The following is a 21,592-nucleotide window of genomic DNA, read 5'->3' on the forward strand; positions in this document are numbered from 1 at the left end:
CTACTTGTCGATGTCCCCCACCACGAAGAACATCGACCCCAGGATCGCCACCATGTCCGCCACCAGCGTCCCCGGCAGCAGCTCGGTGAGGGCCTGGATGTTGTTGTACGAGGCCGAGCGCAGCTTCAGCCGGTACGGCGTCTTGTCGCCCTTGCTGACGAGGTAGTAGCCGTTGATCCCCAGCGGGTTCTCGGTCCAGGCGTAGGTGTGCCCCTCGGGCGCCTTGAGCACCTTCGGCAACCGCTGGTTGACCGGCCCCGGCGGCAGCTCGGCGATCCGGTCCAGACAGGCGTCGGCGAGGTCGAGGGCGTTGTGCGTCTGCCCCAGCAGGCACTCGAACCGGGCCAGGCAGTCGCCCTCCGTCCGGGTCACCACCTTCAGGGTGTCCTGGAGCTCCCCGTAGGCGAGATACGGCTCGTCGCGGCGCAGGTCGAAGTCGACGCCCGAGGCCCGCGCGATCGGCCCGCTCACCCCGTAGGCGTGCACGGTCTCCGGCGCGAGCGCGCCCACGCCCCGCGTGCGCCCCCGGAAGATCTCGTTGCCGAGCACCAGGTCGTCGAACACGTCCATGCGCGAGCGCACGTCGGCGACGGCTGCACGCGCGCGTGCCGTCCAGCCGGCCGGGAGGTCCTCCTTGAGGCCGCCGACCCGGTTGAACATGTAGTGCATGCGCCCGCCGGAGACCTCCTCCATCACGTTCTGCAGGACCTCGCGCTCCCGGAACGCGTAGAACATCGGCGTGATCCCGCCCAGCTCCAGCGGATAGGAGCCGAGGAACATCAGGTGGCTGAGCACGCGGTTCAGCTCGGCCAGCAGCGTGCGCGTCCACACCGCCCGCTCCGGCACCTCCATGCCGAGCATGCGCTCCACCCCGAGGACCACGCCCAGCTCGTTGGAGAACGCCGAGAGCCAGTCGTGACGGTTGGCCAGCATGATGATCTGCCGGTAGTCCCGCGCCTCGAACAGCTTCTCCGCGCCCCGGTGCATGTAGCCGATCACCGGCTCCGCGCTCGTGATGCGCTCGCCGTCCAGGAGCAGCCTCAGCCGCAGCACGCCGTGCGTGGACGGGTGCTGCGGGCCGATGTTGAGCACCATGTCGGTGCTCTCCGCCGCGCCGCCGATTCCGACCGTGGTCTCCGTCGTAGGAGTCATGGCCCCAGTCTCCCCTACGTACGCTGGCCGTATGGAGACGGGGAGCGTACGCGACGGTACGGAGGCGGGGATACAGCCGGCGTGGCGGGGACTGCCGCCGGGGCTGCTGCGGATGCGGCGGCTGCTGCTGGTGGTCTGGCTCGGCGTGCCCGCCCTCGCCGCGGGCCTGCTGCCGGGGCTGCTGGCCGGCCCGGCGTGGGCCGCGTGCGCGCTGGCGCCGCTGGCGGCGATGGCGTGGGGCTGGGTCCTCCTCGGCCGCAACTGGCGCTCCTGGCGGTACGCCGAACGCGCCGACGACCTGCTGATCAGCCGCGGTGTGCTGTGGCGGACGACGACGGTGGTGCCGTACGGACGGATGCAGCTGATCGAGGTCACCTCCGGCCCCGTCGAGCGGCACTTCGGGCTGGCCGGCGTGCAGTTGCACACGGCCGCCGCCGCGACCGACGCGACCATCCCCGGCCTCGACCCGGCCGAGGCGGAACGGCTGCGCGACCGGCTCACCGAGCTGGGCGAGGCCCGATCGGCGGGGCTGTGACCACGCCCGGCACGGACGTGCGCCGCACGGAGGGCGTGACCGAGCGGCGGTTGCACCCGGTCACCCCGCTGCGCCGGGCGTGGGCGCCGGTCGCCGTGTTCCTCGGCTGGGCGCTGCACGACCCGGACGGCACCCAGCGCCGGCTCTCCCAGCTGACCACGACCACCCTGCTCCTCGCCCTCGCGGTGCTCGTCCCGGGCGCCGCGCTGTACGGCTTCCTCAGCTGGTGGTTCACCCACTACGCGGTGACCGGGACCGAACTGCGCATCCGCACGGGCCTGGTGTTCCGCCGCACCGCCCACATCCGGCTGGAGCGCCTCCAGGCCGTCGACGTCACCCGCCCCCTGCTCGCGCGCGTGGCGGGCGTCGCGAAACTCCGGCTCGACGTCCTGGGCGCCGACCGCAAGGACGAACTCGCCTTCCTCGGCGAGGCAGACGCCCGTGCGCTGCGCGCCGAACTCCTCGCCCGCGCGGCCGGCTTCGCCCCGGAGACCGCCCACGAGGTCGGCGAGGCGCCCGCGCGGCGGCTGCTGCACGTACCGGGCGGTGTCCTCGCCGTGTCCCTGCTGCTGACCGGCGCGACCTGGGGGACCCTGGCCGCCGCGCTCGTCGTGCCGCCGGTGCTGTGGCTCCTCACCCACAGCCTGTGGACAGTGCTCGCGACGGCGCTGCCGCTGCTGGGCGCGGCCGGCGCGAGCAGCGTGGGAAGGTTCGTCGCCGAGTACGACTGGACGGTCGCCGAGTCGCCGGACGGGCTGCGCATCGACCGCGGCCTGCTGGACCGTGCCCACGAGACGGTGCCGCCGGGCCGGGTGCAGACCGTGCGCATCGTGGAGCCGCTGCTGTGGCGCCGGCGCGGCTGGGTGCGGGTCGAGCTGGACGTGGCCGGATCGTCCAACTCCGTGCTGCTGCCCGTCGCCCCGCGCGAGATCGCCGAGTCGGTCGTCGCGCACGTGCTGCCCGGGGTGACCGTGCCGCCCCCGGCCGCACTGTCCCGGCCGCCGCGCCGCGCCCGCCGTTGCGTGCCGCTGTGGTGGCGGGGGTACGGCTTCACCGCCACGGACGCCGTGTTCGCCGCCCGGCACGGACTGCTGCGCCGCAGCCTCGCCCTCGTCCCGCACGCCAAGGTGCAGAGCGTGCGGCTCACCCAGGGGCCCTGGATGCGCCGGTGCGGCGTCGCGGACGTCCACGTGGACACGGGAGCGGGCGGCACCGTCACGGCCCGCCTGCGGGACGCCGACGAGGCCGCACGGCTGCTGTGGGCCCAGGCCGAACGCTCCCGCACCGGACGCCACGACGCCCGACCCGACCGCTGGATGGCCTGAACCCGCCCACCGCCGACTCCACACGGACACAGGACCCGGCAGACCCTACGGCCCGCCCGGCAGACCCTACGGCCCGCCCGACGAACACCGACGAAACCGCACGGCTCCTCCGGACACAGCCCGAACGCCCCCGCACCGGACGCCACGACGCCCGACCCGACCGCTGGACGGGCTGGACGCGCCCGCCGCGCGCGAGTTCAGGAGGCGGCGCTGCGCAGACCCTGGAGGTCGATCTGCTCCGTCTCGTCGTGCGCCGTCAGGTCGATCACCTGGCCGACCCCGCGCGACTCCTCGCCCGCCCGCCGGAATTCCGCCTCGGTCTCGGCCTTGTGCAGGTCGAGCGCCTCCCGGCCGACGACGTCGGCGAGGTCCTCGTTCTGCACGGCGTCCCGCAGCGCGCCGGTCCCGCCGTCCTTGGCCTTGGCGCCGAAGAAGTCGAAACCGCCCTCGACGGCCGGACGCCGTACCGGCGCGGCGGCCGGGACGACCGCGACCGCGGTCGGCACGGTGAAGTGACCGGAAGCGTGCGGCGGGGTGGAGGCGGCGGCCGCGTGCTCCTGCCCGTCGGCCGCCTCGGACTTCCCCTGCGCCTCGTCCTCCCGCGCGGCCTCCGGCTGCGCGCCGCGATCGGCGCCCACGGGGACCGGGCCCGGGTCCGGGGACCCGGCACGTCCATCGGCGGTCCTGACGGCGTCCTTCGCCGCCGCGTCCTTGGCCGCAGCGCGGTCGGCGTCGAACCGGGCCAGGGCGGCCTGGGCGCGCCGGAACAGCCGAGCGCCCTCCGGGGAGGACAGGGCGGGCAGCCCCTGCGCGGGCTCGGCCGCCTCGGGGCGCTCCTCGGGGGCCGGGGCCTGGGCCGGCACCGGTGCCGAGGGCAGCGCCCGCGCGGGCACCGTGGCCTCGATCTCCAGCAGCCGGCGTCCCTCCAGGGCGCTCGCGCGCTCCGTCTCCGCCGTGGCGTACCGGCGCAGCAGCGCCGCGTGCTCGTTGCGCAGCCCCGCCAGCTCCGAGCGCTTCGCCCGCAGCCGCTTCTCGAGCTTGGCCCGCAGCTCGCGGGACTCCTCGAGGTCCGACTCCAGTTCGGCGACGCGTTCCTCGAAGCGCCACTCGTCACTGGCCCGCGCGCGGGTGAGATCGGCGACCCGCTTGCCCGCCTGCGTGTCCCAGTGACGCATGACGACCGCGCCGACGACGGCCGTCACCGCGCCGGCCGCCGCCAGCCCGCGCAGCACCATCGGCTCCGCGAACACCCAGGGGCCGAGCGCGCAGACGAGGGAGACGCCCGCGATCGCCGACGGGGGCAGCAGCCTGTGCAGAGGCGGTGAATGGCGATGACGTCCACGTGGCATGGCCAGAAACTTACCGCGCGTAGGCGAATCCTGGTGCCCCGCACGGTAAAAACACGGCCACTCCACGGCGTTCGCCCGCGGACCTCGGGCCCCGGCCCGCCGCACCCCCGGATGACGGGCCGCCGGCCGCCGGGGGCCTACGCTGAACGTATGAGCAAGCAGAGCGGACGCGGGCGCGTGGCGGGCCTCCCCGAGTGGGACCGCTGCGCGGTCATGGGAGTCGTGAACGTGACCCCCGATTCCTTCTCCGACGGCGGCCGCTGGTTCGACACGACCGCCGCCGTCAAACACGGCCTCGACCTGGTCGCGCGCGGCGCCGACCTGGTCGACGTCGGCGGCGAGTCCACCCGCCCCGGCGCCACCCGCGTCGACGAGGACGAGGAGCTGCGCCGGGTCGTTCCCGTGGTCCACGGGCTGGCCTCCGAGGGCGTCGTCGTCTCCGTCGACACCATGCGCGCCTCCGTCGCCGAGCGGGCCCTCGCCGCCGGCGCCGCCCTCGTCAACGACGTCAGCGGCGGCCTCGCCGACCCCGCGATGGTCCCGGTCGTCGCCGAGGCGGGGGCGCCCTTCGTCGTCATGCACTGGCGCGGCCTCCTGGAGGGCGCCAACGTCCGGGGCGTCTACGACGACGTCGTCGCCGAGGTCGTGAACGAGCTGCGCGCGCGCGTGGAGGCCGTACTGGAGGGCGGCGTCGCCCCCGACCGGATCGTGGTCGACCCGGGCCTCGGCTTCTCCAAGGGCGCCGAGCACGACCTCGCCCTGCTCGCCCACCTGGACCGGCTGCGGGCGCTCGGCCGGCCGCTGCTGGTCGCCGCCTCCCGCAAACGGTTCCTCGGCCGGGTCCTGGCCGGACCCGAGGGCGCCCCACCGCCCGCGCGGGAGCGCGACGCCGCCACGGCCGCCGTCTCCGCCCTCGCGGCGCACGCCGGGGCGTGGGCCGTGCGCGTGCACGAGGTGCGCGCGACCGCGGACGCCGTACGCGTCGCACGCGCCGTGGAGGAGGCGCGCACCCCGTGAGCGCCGCCCACACCGACGTCGAGCAGGTGGAGGCCGCCAACACCGCCTTCTACGAGGCGCTGGAACGCGGCGACTTCGAGGAGGTGGCCTCCCTCTGGCTCACCCCCGCCGACCTCGGCGTCGACGAGACCTACCACGACCCCGCCGACACCGGCGTGGTCTCCTGCGTCCACCCCGGCTGGCCCGTCCTCACCGGCCGCGGCGAGGTGCTCCGGTCGTACGCGCTGATCATGGCGAACACCGACTACATCCAGTTCTTCCTCACCGACGTGCACGTCTCCGTCACCGGGGACACGGCCCTGGTGAACTGCACGGAGAACATCCTCAGCGGCGGCCCGGCGCCGGAGGACGGCGACGGGCCCGGCCCGCTCGTCGGCCAGCTGGTGGTCGCCACGAACGTGTTCCGCCGCACCCCCGACGGCTGGAAGCTCTGGGCCCACCACGCCTCCCCGGTACTGACCGAATCCGACGGGGAAGAGGACGACGAGACCCCCGCCTGAGCGGGTAGACGCCGCCTGTGAGACCGGACACGCGGGTGGACGGCCACCGGCCCGTGATCCGCCGGGTTCCCCGGGGGAAACGCCCGGTGAACCCTCCCGGCCACGGCCGGGGCCCCCGCCCCGTGACCCGGCTCTGTCCGTGCCCGCAGGTAGATTCGTCCGAGGCCGGTGCGCCGTCCGCATCCGGCACGAGCCGGCCGCAACCGACGATTGCAGGAGTGATTCGCGTGGATCGTGTCGCGCTGAGCGGCCTCAAGGCCCGCGGGCACCACGGGGTGTTCCCCAAGGAGCGCGAGGAGGGCCAGATCTTCGTCGTGGACCTGGTCCTCGGCCTGGACACCCGGCCGGCGGCGGCCGACGACGACCTGACGAAGACCGTGCACTACGGCATCGTGGCGGAGGAGGTCGTGGCCGTCGTCGAGGGCGAGCCCGTCAACCTCATCGAGACGCTCGCCGAGCGCATCGCCCGCACCTGCCTGCGGCACGAGGCGGTCCAGGAGGTCGAGGTCCGCGTCCACAAGCCGGACGCGCCGATCACGGTCCCCTTCGACGACGTCACCGTCACCATCACCCGGAGCCGAGCATGACCGCGTCCTTCGCCGAGGGTCCCGCCGACCCGACCGTCCAGCCGGTGCCCGCCTCCGTCGTGGAGAAGGTCGACGCCGCCGACACCACCCTGCACGACCCCCGGCGGGCCGTGATCTCCATCGGCTCCAACCTGGGCAACCGGCTGGAGAACCTCCAGGGGGCCGTCGACGCCCTGGAGGACACGCCCGGCGTGCGCGTCAAGGCGGTCTCCCCGGTGTACGAGACCGAGCCGTGGGGCGTCGAGCCCGGCAGCCAGCCGTCGTACTTCAACGCGGTCGTGGTGCTCCGAACCACCCTGCCGCCGTCGTCGCTGCTGGAGCGGGCGCACGCCGTCGAGGAGGCCTTCCACCGGGTCCGCGACGAGCGCTGGGGTCCGCGGACCCTCGACGTGGACATCGTCGCCTACGCCGACGTCGTCTCCGACGATCCGCACCTCACCCTGCCCCACCCGCGCGCTCACGAACGCGCCTTCGTCCTCGCCCCCTGGCACGACGTGGACCCCGAGGCTGGCCTGCCCGGCCGGGGCGCCGTGGCCGATCTGCTGGGCGCCGTCACCCGCGAAGGCGTCACGCCGCGCGCCGACCTGGAACTCCGGCTGCCCGAGTAGTCGTTAAGGTCAGACGACCACTGGGACGGCCGGGGAGCGAAGGAACACCGTGAGAGAACTGCGCATCGGGCTGCTGGCCGGGGTGTTCGTCGTCGCGGGGGTGCTGTCCTGGGCGGGCGCACGCCTGTGGAACTCGGTGGGGACGCTCCCCGGCGTGCCCCTGGCCGCCCCCGTCGTCCTGGCCGTGATCGCCGTGGTGCTGCTCGCCACCGCGCTGTCCCTGCGCGCCCGCCTGAGAGCCCAGCGCGAACGCCGCCCCGGCGCCAAGGGCGTCGACCCGCTGATGGCGGCCCGCGCGGTGGTCTTCGGCCAGGCCAGCGCCCTGGTCGCCGCCCTGGTCGCCGGCATGTACGGCGGCACGGGCGTCTTCCTGCTGGAACTGCTCGACATCCCCGCCCGCCGCGACCAGGCCGTCTACGCGGGCGCCTCGGTGGTGGCCGGCATCGCGGTCATAGCGGCGGCGATCTTCCTGGAGCGCGTGTGCAAGCTCCCGGAGGACGACGACCCCAACACCCCGGGCACCGCTCCGGCGGCGTGATCCCCGAAGGTCAGCGGGCCATGATCAGGCTCATGGCCTCGTTGCGGGTGGCCGCGTCCCTCAGCTGACCGCGCACCGCGGACGTGAGGGTCTTGGCGCCGGGCTTGCGGATGCCGCGCATCGACATGCACATGTGCTCGCACTCCACGACGACGATCACGCCCCGCGGCTCCAGGATCTCCATCAGGGAATCGGCGATCTGCGTAGTGAGACGTTCCTGCACCTGAGGCCGGCGGGCGTACACGTCCACCAGCCGGGCCAGCTTCGACAGGCCGGTGATCTTCCCGGTCGTCGCCGGGATGTAGCCGACGTGGGCGACCCCGCGGAACGGCACCAGATGGTGTTCGCAGGTGCTGTACACCTCGATGTCCCGCACCAGGACCATCTCGTCGTGCCCGATGTCGAACGTCGTCGTCAGGACGTCCTCGGGCTTCTGCCACAGACCGGCGAATATCTCCTTGTACGCCCGCGCCACCCGTGCCGGCGTCTCCCTGAGCCCCTCGCGGTCCGGGTCCTCGCCGACCGCGATCAGGAGTTCGCGAACGGCGTTCTCGGCCCGCTTCTCGTCGAACTGGCCGATCTGGCCCTCGCCGTCCAGCGTGACGGGGTCGGTCATCTGATGCCTCGTTCCTGTGTCTCATGGCTGCGGACATGCGAAAACGCCGCGTCCCCCAGGCTAGAACCTGGGGGACGCGGCATCCATTCCGGGCTGGACCAGCTCTCCGGTCAGCTTTCCGGGCGCTCCTCCGGAGTGCGCTCGGCGGACGGGGCGGGCTCCGTCGCCGTGCTCTTCGCGGTGATCGCCGCCGTCGCGCCGTTGGCGCCGTTCGTCAGTGCCAGCTCCTTGGGGGAGAGCACCGGCGGGCGGGTGGACGGCGTGCGCCGCGAGGAGCCGGTCCACGCGGGACGCGGCGGACGCTTGACGATGGTGGCGAAGATCTCGGCGATCTCCTCCTTGCCCAGCGTCTCCCTCTCCAGCAGGGCGAGGACGAGGTTGTCGAGGACGTCGCGGTTCTCGACAAGGATCTCCCAGGCCTCGTTGTGCGCCGTCTCGATGAGCTTCTTGACCTCTTCGTCGACGAGCGCGGCGACCTCTTCCGAGTAGTCGCGCTGGTGGGCCATCTCACGCCCGAGGAACGGCTCGCTGTTGTCGCCGCCGAACTTGATGGCGCCCAGCCGCTCCGTCATGCCGTACTGCGTGACCATCGCGCGGGCCAGGTTGGTGGCCTTCTCGATGTCGTTGGCGGCGCCGGTGGTCGGGTCGTGGAAGACCAGTTCCTCGGCCGCACGCCCGCCCAGCATGTAGGCCAGCTGGTCGAGCATCTCGTTGCGGGTCGTGGAGTACTTGTCCTCGTCGGGCAGCACCATCGTGTAGCCGAGGGCGCGGCCGCGGGACAGGATCGTGATCTTGTGGACCGGGTCGGAGTTCGGGGAGGCCGCCGCGACCAGGGCGTGTCCGCCCTCGTGGTACGCGGTGATCTTCTTCTCCTTGTCGGACATGATCCGGGTCCGCTTCTGCGGGCCCGCCACGACGCGGTCGATCGCCTCGTCCAGCATCTTGTTGTCGACCAGCTTCTTGTCGCTGCGGGCCGTCAGCAGCGCGGCCTCGTTCAGCACGTTGGCCAGGTCGGCGCCGGTCATGCCGGGCGTGCGCCGGGCGACGGCCGACAGGTCGACGTCGGGCGCGACCGGCTTGCCCTTCTGGTGGACCTTGAGGATCTCCAGCCGGCCCTGCATGTCCGGGCGGTCGACGGCGATCTGGCGGTCGAAGCGGCCGGGGCGCAGCAGCGCCGGGTCGAGGATGTCGGGCCGGTTGGTGGCGGCGATCAGGATGACGCCGCCCTTCACGTCGAAGCCGTCCATCTCGACGAGCAGCTGGTTCAGCGTCTGCTCGCGCTCGTCGTGACCGCCGCCGAGGCCGGCGCCGCGGTGGCGGCCGACCGCGTCGATCTCGTCCACGAAGACGATGGCGGGGGCGTTGGCCTTGGCCTGCTCGAACAGGTCACGGACCCGGGAGGCGCCGACGCCGACGAACATCTCGACGAAGTCGGAGCCGGAGATCGAGTAGAACGGCACGCCCGCCTCGCCGGCGACGGCCCGCGCGAGCAGGGTCTTGCCGGTGCCGGGAGGCCCGTAGAGCAGCACGCCCTTGGGAATCTTGGCGCCGACGGCCTGGAACTTGGCCGGCTCCTGGAGGAACTCCTTGATCTCCTGGAGCTCCTCGACGGCCTCGTCCGCGCCGGCGACGTCGGAGAACGTCGTCTTGGGGGTGTCCTTGGTGATCAGCTTGGCCTTGGACTTCCCGAAGTTCATCACTCGGGAGCCGCCGCCCTGCATCTGATTCATCAGGAACAGGAACACGACCACGATCAGGACGAAGGGCAGCAGGGAGAGCAGGATCCCGACGAACGGGTTCTGCTTGGACGGCGAGACGGTGTAGCCGTCCGGGATCTGCTTGTCCTGGTACTTGGTCTGCAGCGTGTTGGCGATGGTCACGCCCTGGTCGCCGATGTAGCTCGCCTGGATCTTCGAGCTGCCCTCGACCTCTACGCCGTCCTTGAGCTGGAGCTTGACCGTCTGCTCGTCGCCGGTGGTCAGCTTGGCCGACTCGACCTTGTTGTCATTGATCGCCTGGACGACCTGGCCGGTGTCCACCGTCTTGTAGCCGCCGGACGAGCCGACGACCTGCATCAACACGACCACGGCAAGGACGGCCAGCACGATCCACATGACCGGCCCACGGAAGTATCGCTTCACGTCCATCCATACGGAGCGGTGCCGCCCCGTCCCTCCTGCCATAGTGAGTTTGATAAGACAGTTCTTCTGACGGTACCCCAGCATCGCCGTCCGAAGCCGCACGGGAATGCTGGCGAACCCGTCTGCATGCTCCAACGGCGCGGGACCCGCCGGGGTTCCCGATCGTCCCGCAACGGCCGCTCTTGTGGCTCAGCCGCCGGTCAGCCGCCGTACACGTGGGGCGCGAGCGTACCGACGAACGGCAGATTCCGGTACTTCTCGGCGTAGTCGAGGCCGTAGCCGACGACGAACTCGTTGGGGATGTCGAAGCCGACCCACTCCACGTCGATGGCGACCTTCGCGGCGTCCGGCTTGCGCAGCAGGGTGCACACCTTCAGCGACGCCGGCTCGCGGGAGCCGAGGTTGGAGATCAGCCAGGACAGGGTCAGACCGGAGTCGATGATGTCCTCGACGATCAGGACGTGCTTGCCCTTGATGTCGGTGTCGAGGTCCTTGAGGATCCGCACGACGCCGGAGGACTGGGTGCCGGCGCCGTAGGAGGAGACGGCCATCCAGTCCATGGTGACGGGGGTGGACAGCGCCCGGGCGAGGTCGGCCATGACCATCACCGCGCCCTTGAGCACGCCGACGATCAGCAGGTCCTTGCCCTCGTACTCCGCGTCGATCTTCGCGGCCAGCTCCGCCAGCTTCGCGTCGATCTCTTCCTTGGTGATGAGCACCTGCTTGAGGTCGGCACCCATGTCTTTCGCGTCCACCCGCATCACTTTCGGTCGTCCCGTCCCACCGGCCGTCCGGAGGTCCGTGGCCCGCGCGAGCGGGCCGGCGGGACGTCCGGAGTCAGCCTTGCCGAATCACCAGTCTGCCACCCTGGCGCTGGGCGACGACTCGGCCGGGGAGGTTGATGGCCCCCTGGCCGCGCCAGCCGGTGATCAGCCGGTCGACCTCCTCGATGTGCCGCGCGAACAGCGATCCGGCCGGGGCGCCGGCCTCGATGGCGGCCCTGCGCAGGATGCGGCGGCGTACGGCGGGCGGCAGGGCGTAGAGCTTGGCGCACTCCAGGCGGCCGGCCGCGTCCCGGACGGTGGCCTCGGCCTGGCCGGCCCAGGTGTCGAGGGCGTCGGCGTCGTCCCTGGAGAGCTGGGCCGTACGGGCGAGGGCCTCGACCACGCCCTTGCCGAGCGCCTTCTCCAGGGCCGGGAGCCCTTCGTGGCGCAGCCGGGAGCGGGTGTAGGCGGGGTCGGCGTTGTGGGGGTCGTCCCAGACCGGCAGGGACTGGACCATGCAGGCCTTGCGGGCGGTCTGGCGGTCGAGCTGGAGGAAGGGGCGGCGGTAACGGCCGCCGGCCCCCGAGACCGCGGCCATTCCCGACAGGGAGCGGATGCCGGAGCCGCGGGCGAGACCGAGCAGCACGGTCTCGGCCTGGTCGTCGCGGGTGTGCCCGAGCAGCACGGCGGTGGCGCCGTGGCGGTCGGCGGCGTCGTCCAGGGCGGCGTAGCGGGCGTCGCGGGCGGCGGCTTCGGGGCCGCCCTCGCGGCCGACGGTCACCGCGGCGGACTCGACCGGGTCGAGGCCGAGTTCGCGCAGGCGCTGGACGACCTCGGCTGCGCGCTGGTCCGAGCCGGACTGCAGACCGTGGTCGACGGTGACGCCGCCGGCGCGGATGCCGAGCTTGGGGGCCTCGAAGGCGAGCGCGGAGGCGAGGGCCATGGAGTCGGCCCCGCCGGAGCAGGCGGCGAGGACGAGCGGGCCCTGCGAGGGGTGGGGGTGTTGTCCGGTGAGGATGTCGTGGAGGACGCGGCGGACCGCCAGGCGTATCGCCGCGACCGCAGGATGGGGACCCATGTCCGGTTCCCTTCATGAAGGTTCGGGGGGTGAGCCCGAGGTTCGGTCACTCAGAGTGTGTAGATGGTGACAGAACCGGGCCGTTCCCCGAGCATTGCACGCCTACGCATGGCTTACGGTCCCTCGGACGGGTGATTGAGGGGGCGTTCGCCTGCCGTCGGCCGGATACGGTGCACGACTGCCACCCCGGTTCACGACTCGCTCTTGCGGTGCACCCGCGCGATCCAGTCCGCCGGTTTGGCGATCTCCGCCTTGGTGGGGAGGGTGTTCGGGGAGGTCCAGACGCGGTTGAAGCCGTCCATGCCGGCCTCCTCGACGACGGCGCGCACGAACCGTTCGCCGTCCCGGTACTGGCGGAGCTTGGCGTCCAGGCCGAGCAGCTTGCGCAGGGCGAGGTCGAGGCGGGAGGCGCCCTTGGCACGGCGCTGCTGGAACTTCTCCCGGATCTCCTGGACGCTCGGCACGACCTGCGGGCCGACGCCGTCCATCACGAAGTCGGCGTGGCCCTCCAGAAGGGACATCACGGCGGTGAGGCGGCCGAGGATCTCGCGCTGGGCCGGTGTCTGCACGAGTTCGACCAGGGAGCGGCCGCCGTCGCCGGCGTCGCCCTCCTCGCCCTCGGGCCGGCCGCCGGCGAGGGTCTGCGCGGCCTCCCGGACGCGTTCGAGGACGGTCATCGGGTCGACGTCGGTCTCCGCGAGGAACGACTGGATTTCGCCCTGGAGGTGGTCGCGCAGCCAGGGGACGGCGGTGAACTGGGTGCGGTGCGTCTCCTCGTGCAGGCACACCCACAGGCGGAAGTCGTGCGGATCGACGTCGAGTTCGCGTTCGACGTGGACGATGTTCGGGGCGACGAGCAGGAGCCGGCCGCCGCCGTCGGCGCCGGCGGGGAGGTCGCGGGCGGCGGGGGCGAAGGTCTCGTACTGGCCGAGGACGCGGGAGGACAGGAAGGACAGCAGCATGCCCAGTTCGACGCCGGTGACCTTGCCGCCGACGGCGCCGAGCACCGCGCCGCCCGGGGTGCTGCCGCGCCGTTCCTGCATCTTGTCGAGCAGCGGTTTGAGCAGCTCGCGGAACCCGGCGACGTTGGCCCGCACCCAGCCGGGCCGGTCGACGACCAGGACCGGGGTGTCGTGGGTCTCCTCGGTCCCCAGCAGCGTGAACGCGCGGACGTGTTCCTCGGAGGCCTTGGCGTGCCGGCGCAGTTCGGCGACGACGGCCCGCGCCTCGTCGCGGCTGACCTCGGGCCCCGGGCGCACCAGCCGGGTCGCGGTCGCCACCGCGAGGTTCCAGTCGACCATCCCAGAAGAAGCGGCACCACCGATGCTCGTCATGCGTCAACCGTACGTGAGCCCCGCGGCGGGGGGCAGGCCGCACGGGCCGGGGACGGACGGGCGGCCCGCGGGCGAGGCCGGTCAGGACGACCGACGCCCCCCGGGGGTCAGCGGCAGCCGCAGACCGACAGGGCGGTCGCCGTGGTGTCCAGGGCCGTCTGGGCCGCCGTCGCCTCGGGGGTCTCCGAAGCGAGGAAGGCGAAGGCCAGCAGGCGTCCGTCGGTGTCGACGACGGTTCCGGCGAGGGTGTTGACGCCCCTCAGAGTGCCTGTCTTGGCGCGTACGACGCCGGCCGCGCCCTCGGTGTAGCGGCCCGACAGGGTGCCGGTGAACCCGGCCACGGGCAGCCCGGTGAGGGTGGCGCGCAGGGCGGGGCGGTCGGGGTCGGCGGCCTCGGCGAGCAGGGCGGTGAGGAGGCCGGCCGACAGGCGGTTGTCGCGGTTCAGGCCGCTGCCGTCGTGGAGGGCGGCGCCCTTGAGCGGCACGCCCAGCTCCTTGAGGCGGGCGGTGACCGCGCGGCTGCCGCCGGCGAAGTCGGCGCTCTCGCCGGAGGCGCGGGCGACGTGCCGGAAGAGGGCCTCGGCGATGTCGTTGTCGCTGTTCGTCAGCATCCGCTCGACCAGGGCGGAGACGGGCGGCGAGGAGACGCTCGCCAGGGTGTCGGCGCGATCGGTCGCCTTGGAGGGGCCCGGGGGCGTGGTGTGCACGCCGTGGGCCTTGAGGAGGCCGGCGAACGTGCGGGTGGCGTCCGCCGCCGGGTCCGGGACACGGGGCACCGGGCCACTGGAGGAGTCGTCGGTGCGAGCCTCGTCGGCCATCAGGGCGGTGACGGGGGCGAGGTTCTCGTTCACACCGATCGGGTGAAGCTCGGGCCCTGCGTAGAGCGTGGTGTCGTACGAGAGCGTGACCCGGCGTACGCCCCGTTCCTTCAGGGCGGACGCCGTTCGCGCGGCGAGGGTGCGCAGGCTCGCGAGGCCCTGGGCGCGCTCGCGTGCCGTGAGGGTCGGGTCGCCGCCCCCGACGAGGACGAGTTCCTTGGTGTCGGGCTCGTAGGCGGCGCGGGTGGTGAGGCGGTGGTCGGGGCCGAGGGCGGACAGCGCGGCGACGGCCGTGGCGATCTTCGTGGTCGAGGCGGGCGTGAGGGTCGCGTCGGCGCCGGCGCCGTACAGCGTCCTGCCGGTGGACAGGTCCACGACCGACGCGCCACGGCGCGCGCCCAGTGCGGGGACGTTCAGGAGCGGGTCGAGGACCTCGGCGAAGGACCTGCCGTCCGGCGCCGACCGCGCCACGCTCGTAGCGCCCCCGAGCCCGGTCAGCACCGGCCCGGCGCTCGGCGCGGGCCGCGGCGCGCCCGCCCTCCCCGGCCCGTCGACGTGATCTGCGCCACGCGGCGGCGCAAGGGCGACGGCGCGTTCCCGCTCCGCCGTACGCTGGCCGGTGGAGTCCCAAGGGCCCGCGGCGGTCACCGCACCGGCGGCCAGCGCGAGCCCGGCGGTGGCGGCGACCGCGGTGTACGTCCCGGTCTTCGCCCCGAGGGCGCGTCCGACCTGCGACGACGCACCCGACGCCAGCCGCGCGACCCGCGGCCGGGCGGCCGATGCGGCCCGGGCGAGACGGGGGCGTACGGCGTTCGCGATCCGCGTCACATGCGGTCCCGCGGCTCGCCAAGGCCTCAGCTCGACCACCAGCACCAGCCCCTTTCGCGATCACACTCCTGCGTGAGGGACACTTAACCACCAGAACTGTGTGTTGATCATGGAGGAGCCACCGGTGGAGTTCGACGTCACGATCGAGATTCCGAAGGGTTCGCGGAACAAGTACGAGGTGGACCACGAGACCGGTCGTATCCGCCTGGACCGCCGCCTGTTCACGTCGACCAGCTACCCGGCCGACTACGGATTCGTCGAGAACACCCTCGGCGAGGACGGCGACCCGCTGGACGCCCTGGTCATCCTGGACGAGCCGACCTTCCCCGGCTGCCTCATCCAGTGCCGTGCGATCGGCATGTTCCGCATGACGGACGAGGCCGGCGGCGACGACAAGCTGCTGTGCGTCCCGGCGCACGACCCGCGCGTGGAGCACCTGCGGGACATCCACCACGTCTCGGAGTTCGACCGCCTGGAGATCCAGCACTTCTTCGAGGTCTACAAGGACCTGGAGCCCGGCAAGTCCGTCGAGGGCGCCAACTGGGTCGGCCGGACCGACGCCGAGGCGGAGATCGAGCGGTCCTACAAGCGCTTCAAGGAGCAGGGCGGCCACTGAGCCCTGATCTTCTGATCCCGGGCCCGCGCCTCGGAACGGGCCGCACGCGCGCGTGCGGCCCGTTCCGGCATGTCCGCGCGCATCCCGCGCATACTGACAGCCACGGAAGGTGTCGTTCAGGGAGCGTTGCGCAGTGACGGATGCGACGGATGCGGAGGACCGCAAGCCGCCGTCGGACGAGGCGCGCGGCAGGTTCGGGACCGGGTCGAACGCATACCGGTCCGGGCCGTACGACTCCGGGCCGTACGACTCCGGGTCCTACGAGTCCGAGTCGGAGATCACCTCCGAGTTCGCGGTCCCCGAAGGGCTGGCCGTGCCCAGGGCCGGCGGCGAGCCGGAGACCACTTCGGAGTTCGCGCTCCCGGAAGGACTGGACGTCCCGCAGCCGCCGGGCGCCGAGGCCGAGGGGTCGGCGTTCACCCCGCCGAGCACGTACGGCACGCGCGGCGCGCCGCCCGCGTTCACCCCGGCCGGCGGCATACCGGCCGTCAGCCTCACCAAGGACCTGCCCTGGCAGGACCGCATGCGCACGATGCTGCGCATGCCGGTGGCCGAGCGGCCCGCGCCGGAGCCGGTGCAGAAGGCGGAGGAGGGCGGCCCGGCCGTCCCGCGCGTCCTCGACCTGACCCTGCGCATCGGCGAGCTGCTGCTGGCGGGCGGCGAGGGCGCCGAGGACGTGGAGGCCGCGATGTTCGCGGTGTGCCGCTCCTACGGCCTGGACCGCTGCGAGCCCAATGTCACCTTCACCCTGCTGTCGATCTCCTACCAGCCGTCCCTGGTGGACGACCCGGTCACCGCCTCCCGGACGGTCCGGCGGCGCGGCACCGACTACACCCGGCTCGCGGCCGTCTTCCGGCTGGTGGACGACCTCAGCGATCCGGAGACCCACCTCTCCCTGGAGGAGGCCTACCGCCGCCTCGCCGAGATCCGCCGCAACCGCCACCCCTACCCCACCTGGGTCCTCACCTCCGCGAGCGGGCTCCTGGCGGGCGCGGCCTCGATCCTGGTCGGCGGCGACGCGATCGTGTTCTTCGCCGCCGCGCTGGGGGCGATGCTCGGCGACCGGCTGGCGTGGCTGTGCGCGGGGCGCGGGCTGCCGGAGTTCTACCAGTTCACGGTGGCCGCGATGCCGCCCGCCGCGATCGGGGTCGCGCTGACGCTCGCGCACGTCGACGTGAAGGCGTCCGCGGTCATCACCGGCGGGCTGTTCGCGCTGCTGCCGGGGCGGGCGCTGGTGGCGGGCGTGCAGGACGGCCTGACCGGCTTCTACATCACCGCGGCGGCCCGGCTGCTGGAGGTCATGTACTTCTTCGTCGGGATCGTCGCGGGCGTGCTGGTGGCGCTGTACTTCGGCGTCCAGCTGGGGGCGCAGCTCGACCCCGACGCGGCGCTGCACCTCGAGGAACGGCCGCTGCTCCAGATCGCCGCGTCGATGCTGCTGTCGCTGACCTTCGCGGTGCTGCTCCAGCAGGAACGGTCCACCGTCCTCGCCGTGACCGTGAACGGTGGCGTCGCCTGGTCGGTGTACGGCGCGATGCACTACGCGGGCGGGCTGTCGCCGGTCGCGTCGACGGCGGTGGCGGCGGGGCTGGTGGGGCTGTTCGGGCAGCTGATGTCCCGCTACCGGTACGCGAGCGCCCTGCCGTACACCACCGCGGCGATCGGGCCGCTGCTGCCGGGTTCGGCGACGTACTTCGGGCTGCTGTCCATCGCCCAGAACGACGTCGACAGCGGTCTGGGCTCGCTGACCAAGGCGGCGGCCCTGGCGATGGCCATCGCGATCGGCGTCAACCTGGGCTCGGAGATCTCCCGGCTGTTCCTGCGCCTGCCCGGCGCCTCCGGCGGGGGACGACGGGCGGCGAAGCGGACGCGGGGCTTCTAGGTGCGGTCCGGCTACTGGCCCGGGTTGTAGGGGTACTGCTGCGGGTGCGGGTGCTGCGGCTGGTACGGCTCCTGGTCCTGGCGATGCCCCTGGTAGTACGGCTGCTGTCCGTACTGCTCGTTGCCGTACTGCTGCTGGTTCCCGTACTGCTGATTCCCGTACTGCTGCTGCTCCGGGTGGCCCTGGTCGTCGCCGTACCCCTGCTGCCCGTACCCCTGGTCGCCGTAGCCGCCCTGCTGTCCGTACCCCTGCTCCTCGTGGGCCGGGGGGATGCGGCGCAGCTGGGTGGTCGCGTCGTCCATCACCGGCGGCCGGTACTGCTGCGCGGGCCGGTGCTGGTACTGGGCCTGGGTCTGGGTCTGGGTCTGGGCCTGGGGCTCCTCGGCCGGGGTCTGCTTGTTCTTCGAGCGGGCCCGCCAGATCTCGATGATGATCGGGAGCACCGACACGAAGACGATCAGGATCAGGATCGCCTCGATGTTCTTCTTGACGAAGTCGATGTTGCCCAGCCAGGCCCCGAGCAGCGTCACACCGGCGCCCCACAGGATGCCGCCGACGACGTTGAAAATCAGGAACGAGCGGTACCGCATGCCGCTGACGCCCGCGATGATCGGCGTGAACGTGCGCACGATGGGCACGAACCGGGCCAGGACCAGCGACTTCGGGCCGTACTTCTCGAAGAACTCGTGCGCCTTGGTGACGTTCTCCTGCTTGAAGAAGCGGGAGTCCGGGCGCGTGAACAGCGACGGACCGACCTTCTTGCCGAACATGTAGCCGGCTTGGTCGCCGAGGATCGCGGCGACGCAGATCAGGACGATCGCCGACCACAGCGGGAAGTCCAGTTCCTTCGAGGCGATCAGCAGACCGGCCGTGAACAGCAGGGAGTCGCCCGGCAGGAAGAACCCGATGAGCAGGCCCGACTCGGCGAAGACGATGAGGAGCAGGCCCCAGATCCCGAAGGTGTCGAGCAGATAGTTCGGGTCCAGCCAGCTCGGTCCGAGGGCAAGCGTCGTCACGGTTCCGGGCTCCAGTGGGGTGAGGTGAGTACGGCTTCGGCTACGGCCGGACAAAGCTATCAACGGATGGTGTCCGTCCCGGGTTCCACCGTTGGCTCCGGTGGAACCCGGGACGGAGGATCACGCCGCGTGCCGTGCCGCGTTCGCCGTGATGGCGTCCCGCAGATGCTCGGCGAGGCCCGGGCGCATGGCCTCGTAGAACGCCTTGAACCGCTCGTCCGAGACGTACATCTCACCCAGGCCACGGTGGACGTCGTACGGGCACTCGTAGAACCAGCGGCAGATGTGCTGCCGGTGCTCCTCGGCCATGTCCATGGCCCGCTCGCCGGTCGGCGCCTCGCCGGCGGCCATCAGGGCGTCGTAGCGCTCGCCCCAGTCGGCCACCTCGGCCTGCATGCGCTTCCAGTCCTCCTTGGTATAGCTCGCGGCGCGGCGCTGGGACTCCGCGTACGCCTCGGTGCCGCCCCAGCGCTCTTCCGCCTCCTGCGCGTACTGCTCGGGGTCCTTGTCGCCGAAGACCTCGAACCGTTCCTCGGGGGTGAGGTTGATGCCCATCCTGCGTGCCTCCATGGCGTGCTCCACGGCCGCCGCCATCTTCTGCAGCTTCTCGATCCGGGCGGTCAGCAGCTCGTGCTGGCGGCGCAGGTGCGCGCGCGGATCCGCGTCCGGGTCGTCGAGCAGGGCGGCGACCTCGTCGAGCGGGAAGCCGAGCTCCCGGTAGAACAGGATCCGTTGCAGCCGGTCGAGGTCGGCGTCGCTGTAGCGCCGGTGGCCCGCGCGGCTGCGCTCGCTGGGCACGAGCAGGCCGATGTCGTCGTAGTGGTGCAGGGTGCGCACCGTCACACCGGCGTACCCGGCGACCTGTCCCACGGAGTGGCTCACTTCCGCTCCCTTCTCGGTACGCCCTCCACGCTGAGCCCTCACGCCACGTCAGGTGCAAGCCGGTTTCCCGGGCCCGTCGGTGGAACCGGGTCACGGTTCCGCCGGTGGGCCCGGTCCACCGGTCTACCGGCTGAGGCGGGCGAAGCGCCGCACGGCCAGCGGGAAGAACACCGCGAGCAGTGCCAGGGGCCACAGGATCGCAGCCCCGACGTGGCCCGGCTCGCCGCCGGGGTTGCCGAACAGGTCGCGGACCGCGGTGGCCGTGTGGGACATGGGGTTCCACTGGACGGCCGTGCCGAGCCAGCCCGGCATGGAGTCGGGCGTGGCGAAGGCGTTGGACAGGAAGCCGACCGGCCAGACCAGGATCTGCACGGCCTGCACCAGTTCCGGCTTGCCCGCCACCAGGGCCAGCTGGATGCCGATCCACAGCATGGCGAACCGGAACAGCAGCAGCAGTCCGATCGCGCCGAGGAACGCCCCGATGCCGCCGTGCGCCCGCCAGCCGAGCACGAACCCGACGGCGCACAGCACGGCGAGCGCACACGCCGACTGGAGCATGTCGGCGGCCGAACGGCCCACCAGCACCGCCCCGTTGGCCATCGGCATGGAGCGGAAGCGGTCGATGACGCCCTTGTTGAGGTCCTGGGTGACGGCGAGCATGGTGCCCTCCAGACCGAAGGCCATGGTCAGGGCGAGCATGCCGGGCACCAGGTAGTCGACGTAGTCGCCGCCGATGCCGCGTCCGCCGCCGACCAGGTAGCCGAACATCAGCAGCAGCATCACGGGGAAGGCCACGTTCACGACGACCTGGACGGGCTGCCGCGCCCAGTGGGCGAGTTCGCGGCGGGTCATGGTCCAGGAGTCGGTCAGGGCGTGCGCGGTGGCGCTCATACGGCCTCCTTCGCGTGGCGTCCGCCCGTTCGGTCTTCGTCCGCTCGGTTCTCGTCCGTACGGTTCTCGTCCGGACCGCTTTCCTCCGTACGGCCTTCGTTCGCACGCCCTTCGTCCCCGGTCAGGTACAGGAACGCCTCGTCCAGCGTGGGCCGGCGCAGGGCGACGTCCGCCGCCTCGATGCCGGCCTCCTCCAGGGCCCGTACGACGCCGGACAGGGCCGCCATCCGGTCGGTGACGGGGGCGCTGAGCAGCCGCCGGTCGGCGTCGACCGTGACGGCGTCCCTGGGCAGCGGGAGCAGGGCGAGGGCGGCGCCGAGCTGACCGGCGTCGCGCAGGACGACGTCGATGCGGTCGCCGCCGTTGAGGGCCTTCAGGTCGTCCGGTGTGCCCTCGGCGACGACCCGGCCCCGGTCCACGACCGAGACGCGGTCGGCGAGCTGGTCGGCCTCCTCCAGGTACTGGGTGGTGAGCAGGACCGTCGTGCCGCCGCCGACCAGCGAGCGGACCGACGACCAGACCTCGGCGCGTCCGCGCGGGTCGAGGCCGGTGGTGGGTTCGTCCAGGAAGAGCACCTCCGGTTCGGTGATCAGGGAGGCGGCCAGGTCGAGCCGCCGCCGCATGCCTCCGCTGTACTGCCGGACCGCCTTGCGGCCGGTGTCGGCGAGTCCGAAGCGCTCCAGCAGTTCACCGGCCCGCACGCGCGCGTGCCGGGCGCCCAGGTGGTACAGGCGGCCGAACAGCTCCAGGTTCTGCCGGCCGCTCAGCTCCTCGTCCACGGCCGCGTGCTGGCCGAGCAGGCCGATGCGCAGCCGCACCTCGTACGCCTCGGTCACGACGTCGTGTCCGGCCACCACGACGCGGCCCGCGTCCGGTCGCAGCAGCGTGGACAGGATGCGGACCAGGGTGGTCTTGCCCGCGCCGTTCGGCCCGAGCACTCCGTGCACCGCGCCGCGCCCCACCGTCAGGTCGAGCCCGTCGAGCGCCTGTTCACCGCCGTACGCCTTGCGCGCGCCGTCGACGGTGATCGCCATGTCGGCCATGGGCACCTCCCTCGCCAATCCCATTATTCAAACTTGACTACTTGCCCAACATAACTCCGACACCTGGGTTGG

The 21,592-nt window shown here is 72.5% G+C and carries 21 protein-coding genes; 9 read left to right on the forward strand and 12 right to left on the reverse strand.

The window, feature by feature from the left end; translation table 11 throughout:
* Entirely contained in the window at positions 1-1,152 is a 1,152-nt protein-coding gene (locus tag ABZY13_RS26570; RefSeq protein ID WP_356634987.1) for an NADH-quinone oxidoreductase subunit D, read from the reverse strand.
* 31 nt (positions 1,153-1,183) lie between these two features.
* Between ABZY13_RS26570 and ABZY13_RS26575 the strand changes: the two genes are divergently transcribed.
* Positions 1,184-1,687: a PH domain-containing protein gene (locus ABZY13_RS26575; RefSeq protein WP_356634989.1), complete on the forward strand. Its 504-nt coding sequence runs from the start codon at positions 1,184-1,186 to the stop codon at positions 1,685-1,687.
* Positions 1,684-3,012 (forward strand): PH domain-containing protein, encoded by a 1,329-nt coding sequence (locus ABZY13_RS26580; protein WP_356634991.1) that lies wholly within the window; start codon positions 1,684-1,686, stop codon positions 3,010-3,012. Before ABZY13_RS26575 ends, ABZY13_RS26580 begins: the two co-directional genes overlap by 4 nt.
* A gap of 197 nt (positions 3,013-3,209) precedes the next feature.
* On the opposite strand, the gene ABZY13_RS26585 is transcribed toward ABZY13_RS26580, so the two are convergent.
* Positions 3,210-4,361, reverse strand: coding sequence for a hypothetical protein (locus ABZY13_RS26585; RefSeq protein WP_356634993.1), 1,152 nt, complete (start codon positions 4,359-4,361; stop codon positions 3,210-3,212).
* A gap of 150 nt (positions 4,362-4,511) precedes the next feature.
* Between ABZY13_RS26585 and folP the strand changes: the two genes are divergently transcribed.
* From folP to ABZY13_RS26610, 5 genes are all read left to right on the forward strand, one after another.
* Entirely contained in the window at positions 4,512-5,378 is an 867-nt protein-coding gene (folP, locus tag ABZY13_RS26590; RefSeq protein WP_356634995.1) for a dihydropteroate synthase, read from the forward strand.
* Complete coding sequence (locus tag ABZY13_RS26595) at positions 5,375-5,878, forward strand: nuclear transport factor 2 family protein (protein WP_356634997.1); 504 nt, start codon at positions 5,375-5,377, stop codon at positions 5,876-5,878. Before folP ends, ABZY13_RS26595 begins: the two co-directional genes overlap by 4 nt.
* A 227-nt stretch (positions 5,879-6,105) precedes the next feature.
* Positions 6,106-6,465, forward strand: a complete 360-nt coding sequence (folB, locus tag ABZY13_RS26600; protein WP_356634999.1) for a dihydroneopterin aldolase — start codon at positions 6,106-6,108, stop codon at positions 6,463-6,465.
* Positions 6,462-7,073, forward strand: a complete 612-nt coding sequence (gene folK, locus ABZY13_RS26605; RefSeq protein WP_356635001.1) for a 2-amino-4-hydroxy-6-hydroxymethyldihydropteridine diphosphokinase — start codon at positions 6,462-6,464, stop codon at positions 7,071-7,073. Before folB ends, folK begins: the two co-directional genes overlap by 4 nt.
* Positions 7,074-7,122: 49 nt before the next feature.
* Positions 7,123-7,611, forward strand: coding sequence for a DUF3180 domain-containing protein (locus ABZY13_RS26610; protein WP_356635003.1), 489 nt, complete (start codon positions 7,123-7,125; stop codon positions 7,609-7,611).
* 10 nt (positions 7,612-7,621) lie between these two features.
* Here ABZY13_RS26610 and folE read toward each other — a convergent pair whose 3' ends face one another.
* The 6 genes from folE to dacB form a co-directional block, all read right to left on the reverse strand.
* Entirely contained in the window at positions 7,622-8,227 is a 606-nt protein-coding gene (gene folE, locus ABZY13_RS26615) for a GTP cyclohydrolase I FolE (RefSeq protein ID WP_356635005.1), read from the reverse strand.
* A gap of 110 nt (positions 8,228-8,337) precedes the next feature.
* Positions 8,338-10,374, reverse strand: a complete 2,037-nt coding sequence (gene ftsH, locus ABZY13_RS26620; RefSeq protein ID WP_356635007.1) for an ATP-dependent zinc metalloprotease FtsH — start codon at positions 10,372-10,374, stop codon at positions 8,338-8,340.
* Positions 10,375-10,568: 194 nt separating this feature from the next.
* Positions 10,569-11,129 (reverse strand): hypoxanthine phosphoribosyltransferase, encoded by a 561-nt coding sequence (hpt, locus tag ABZY13_RS26625; protein ID WP_356635009.1) that lies wholly within the window; start codon positions 11,127-11,129, stop codon positions 10,569-10,571.
* Positions 11,130-11,205: 76 nt separating this feature from the next.
* Positions 11,206-12,210 carry a tRNA lysidine(34) synthetase TilS gene (gene tilS / locus ABZY13_RS26630; RefSeq protein ID WP_356635011.1) on the reverse strand — a complete coding sequence of 335 codons (1,005 nt, stop codon included), beginning with the start codon at positions 12,208-12,210 and terminating at the stop codon, positions 11,206-11,208.
* 191 nt (positions 12,211-12,401) lie between these two features.
* On the reverse strand, positions 12,402-13,544 hold the full coding sequence (locus ABZY13_RS26635) for a zinc-dependent metalloprotease (protein ID WP_356635013.1): 1,143 nt from the start codon (positions 13,542-13,544) through the stop codon (positions 12,402-12,404).
* 107 nt (positions 13,545-13,651) lie between these two features.
* Positions 13,652-15,190, reverse strand: a complete 1,539-nt coding sequence (gene dacB, locus ABZY13_RS26640) for a D-alanyl-D-alanine carboxypeptidase/D-alanyl-D-alanine-endopeptidase (protein WP_356635015.1) — start codon at positions 15,188-15,190, stop codon at positions 13,652-13,654.
* Positions 15,191-15,314: 124 nt separating this feature from the next.
* Here dacB and ABZY13_RS26645 point away from each other — a divergent pair, with 124 nt between their 5' ends.
* Both ABZY13_RS26645 and ABZY13_RS26650 read left to right on the forward strand, forming a co-directional pair.
* Positions 15,315-15,806, forward strand: coding sequence for an inorganic diphosphatase (locus tag ABZY13_RS26645; protein ID WP_003991985.1), 492 nt, complete (start codon positions 15,315-15,317; stop codon positions 15,804-15,806).
* 133 nt (positions 15,807-15,939) lie between these two features.
* The gene (locus ABZY13_RS26650) at positions 15,940-17,688 is read left to right on the forward strand and encodes a threonine/serine exporter family protein (protein WP_356635017.1); all 1,749 of its coding nucleotides are present in this window, start codon (positions 15,940-15,942) and stop codon (positions 17,686-17,688) included.
* Positions 17,689-17,699: 11 nt separating this feature from the next.
* Here ABZY13_RS26650 and ABZY13_RS26655 read toward each other — a convergent pair whose 3' ends face one another.
* From ABZY13_RS26655 to ABZY13_RS26670, 4 genes are all read right to left on the reverse strand, one after another.
* Positions 17,700-18,704 (reverse strand): VTT domain-containing protein, encoded by a 1,005-nt coding sequence (locus ABZY13_RS26655; RefSeq protein ID WP_356635019.1) that lies wholly within the window; start codon positions 18,702-18,704, stop codon positions 17,700-17,702.
* 120 nt (positions 18,705-18,824) lie between these two features.
* On the reverse strand, positions 18,825-19,586 hold the full coding sequence (locus ABZY13_RS26660) for a MerR family transcriptional regulator (protein ID WP_356635021.1): 762 nt from the start codon (positions 19,584-19,586) through the stop codon (positions 18,825-18,827).
* A 123-nt stretch (positions 19,587-19,709) separates the two neighbouring features.
* Entirely contained in the window at positions 19,710-20,477 is a 768-nt protein-coding gene (locus tag ABZY13_RS26665) for an ABC transporter permease (RefSeq protein WP_356635023.1), read from the reverse strand.
* Positions 20,474-21,520 (reverse strand): ATP-binding cassette domain-containing protein, encoded by a 1,047-nt coding sequence (locus ABZY13_RS26670; protein WP_356635025.1) that lies wholly within the window; start codon positions 21,518-21,520, stop codon positions 20,474-20,476. Before ABZY13_RS26670 ends, ABZY13_RS26665 begins: the two co-directional genes overlap by 4 nt.
* Positions 21,521-21,592: the final 72 nt, after the last annotated feature.

This window comes from Streptomyces sp. NPDC006610 (genome assembly GCF_040611575.1).
Lineage (GTDB): Bacteria > Actinomycetota > Actinomycetes > Streptomycetales > Streptomycetaceae > Streptomyces.

Coding starts and splice junctions, on each gene's coding strand:
- folP (WP_356634995.1), top strand. CDS start 4,512: ATGAGCAAGCAGAGCGGACGCGGGCGCGTGGCGGGCCTCCCCGAGTGG.
- ABZY13_RS26670 (WP_356635025.1), bottom strand. CDS start 21,520: ATGGCCGACATGGCGATCACCGTCGACGGCGCGCGCAAGGCGTACGGC.
- folK (WP_356635001.1), top strand. CDS start 6,462: ATGACCGCGTCCTTCGCCGAGGGTCCCGCCGACCCGACCGTCCAGCCG.
- ABZY13_RS26635 (WP_356635013.1), bottom strand. CDS start 13,544: ATGACGAGCATCGGTGGTGCCGCTTCTTCTGGGATGGTCGACTGGAAC.
- ABZY13_RS26570 (WP_356634987.1), bottom strand. CDS start 1,152: ATGACTCCTACGACGGAGACCACGGTCGGAATCGGCGGCGCGGCGGAG.
- ABZY13_RS26575 (WP_356634989.1), top strand. CDS start 1,184: ATGGAGACGGGGAGCGTACGCGACGGTACGGAGGCGGGGATACAGCCG.
- ABZY13_RS26665 (WP_356635023.1), bottom strand. CDS start 20,477: ATGAGCGCCACCGCGCACGCCCTGACCGACTCCTGGACCATGACCCGC.
- tilS (WP_356635011.1), bottom strand. CDS start 12,210: ATGGGTCCCCATCCTGCGGTCGCGGCGATACGCCTGGCGGTCCGCCGC.
- folE (WP_356635005.1), bottom strand. CDS start 8,227: ATGACCGACCCCGTCACGCTGGACGGCGAGGGCCAGATCGGCCAGTTC.
- ABZY13_RS26585 (WP_356634993.1), bottom strand. CDS start 4,361: ATGCCACGTGGACGTCATCGCCATTCACCGCCTCTGCACAGGCTGCTG.
- hpt (WP_356635009.1), bottom strand. CDS start 11,129: ATGCGGGTGGACGCGAAAGACATGGGTGCCGACCTCAAGCAGGTGCTC.
- ftsH (WP_356635007.1), bottom strand. CDS start 10,374: ATGGACGTGAAGCGATACTTCCGTGGGCCGGTCATGTGGATCGTGCTG.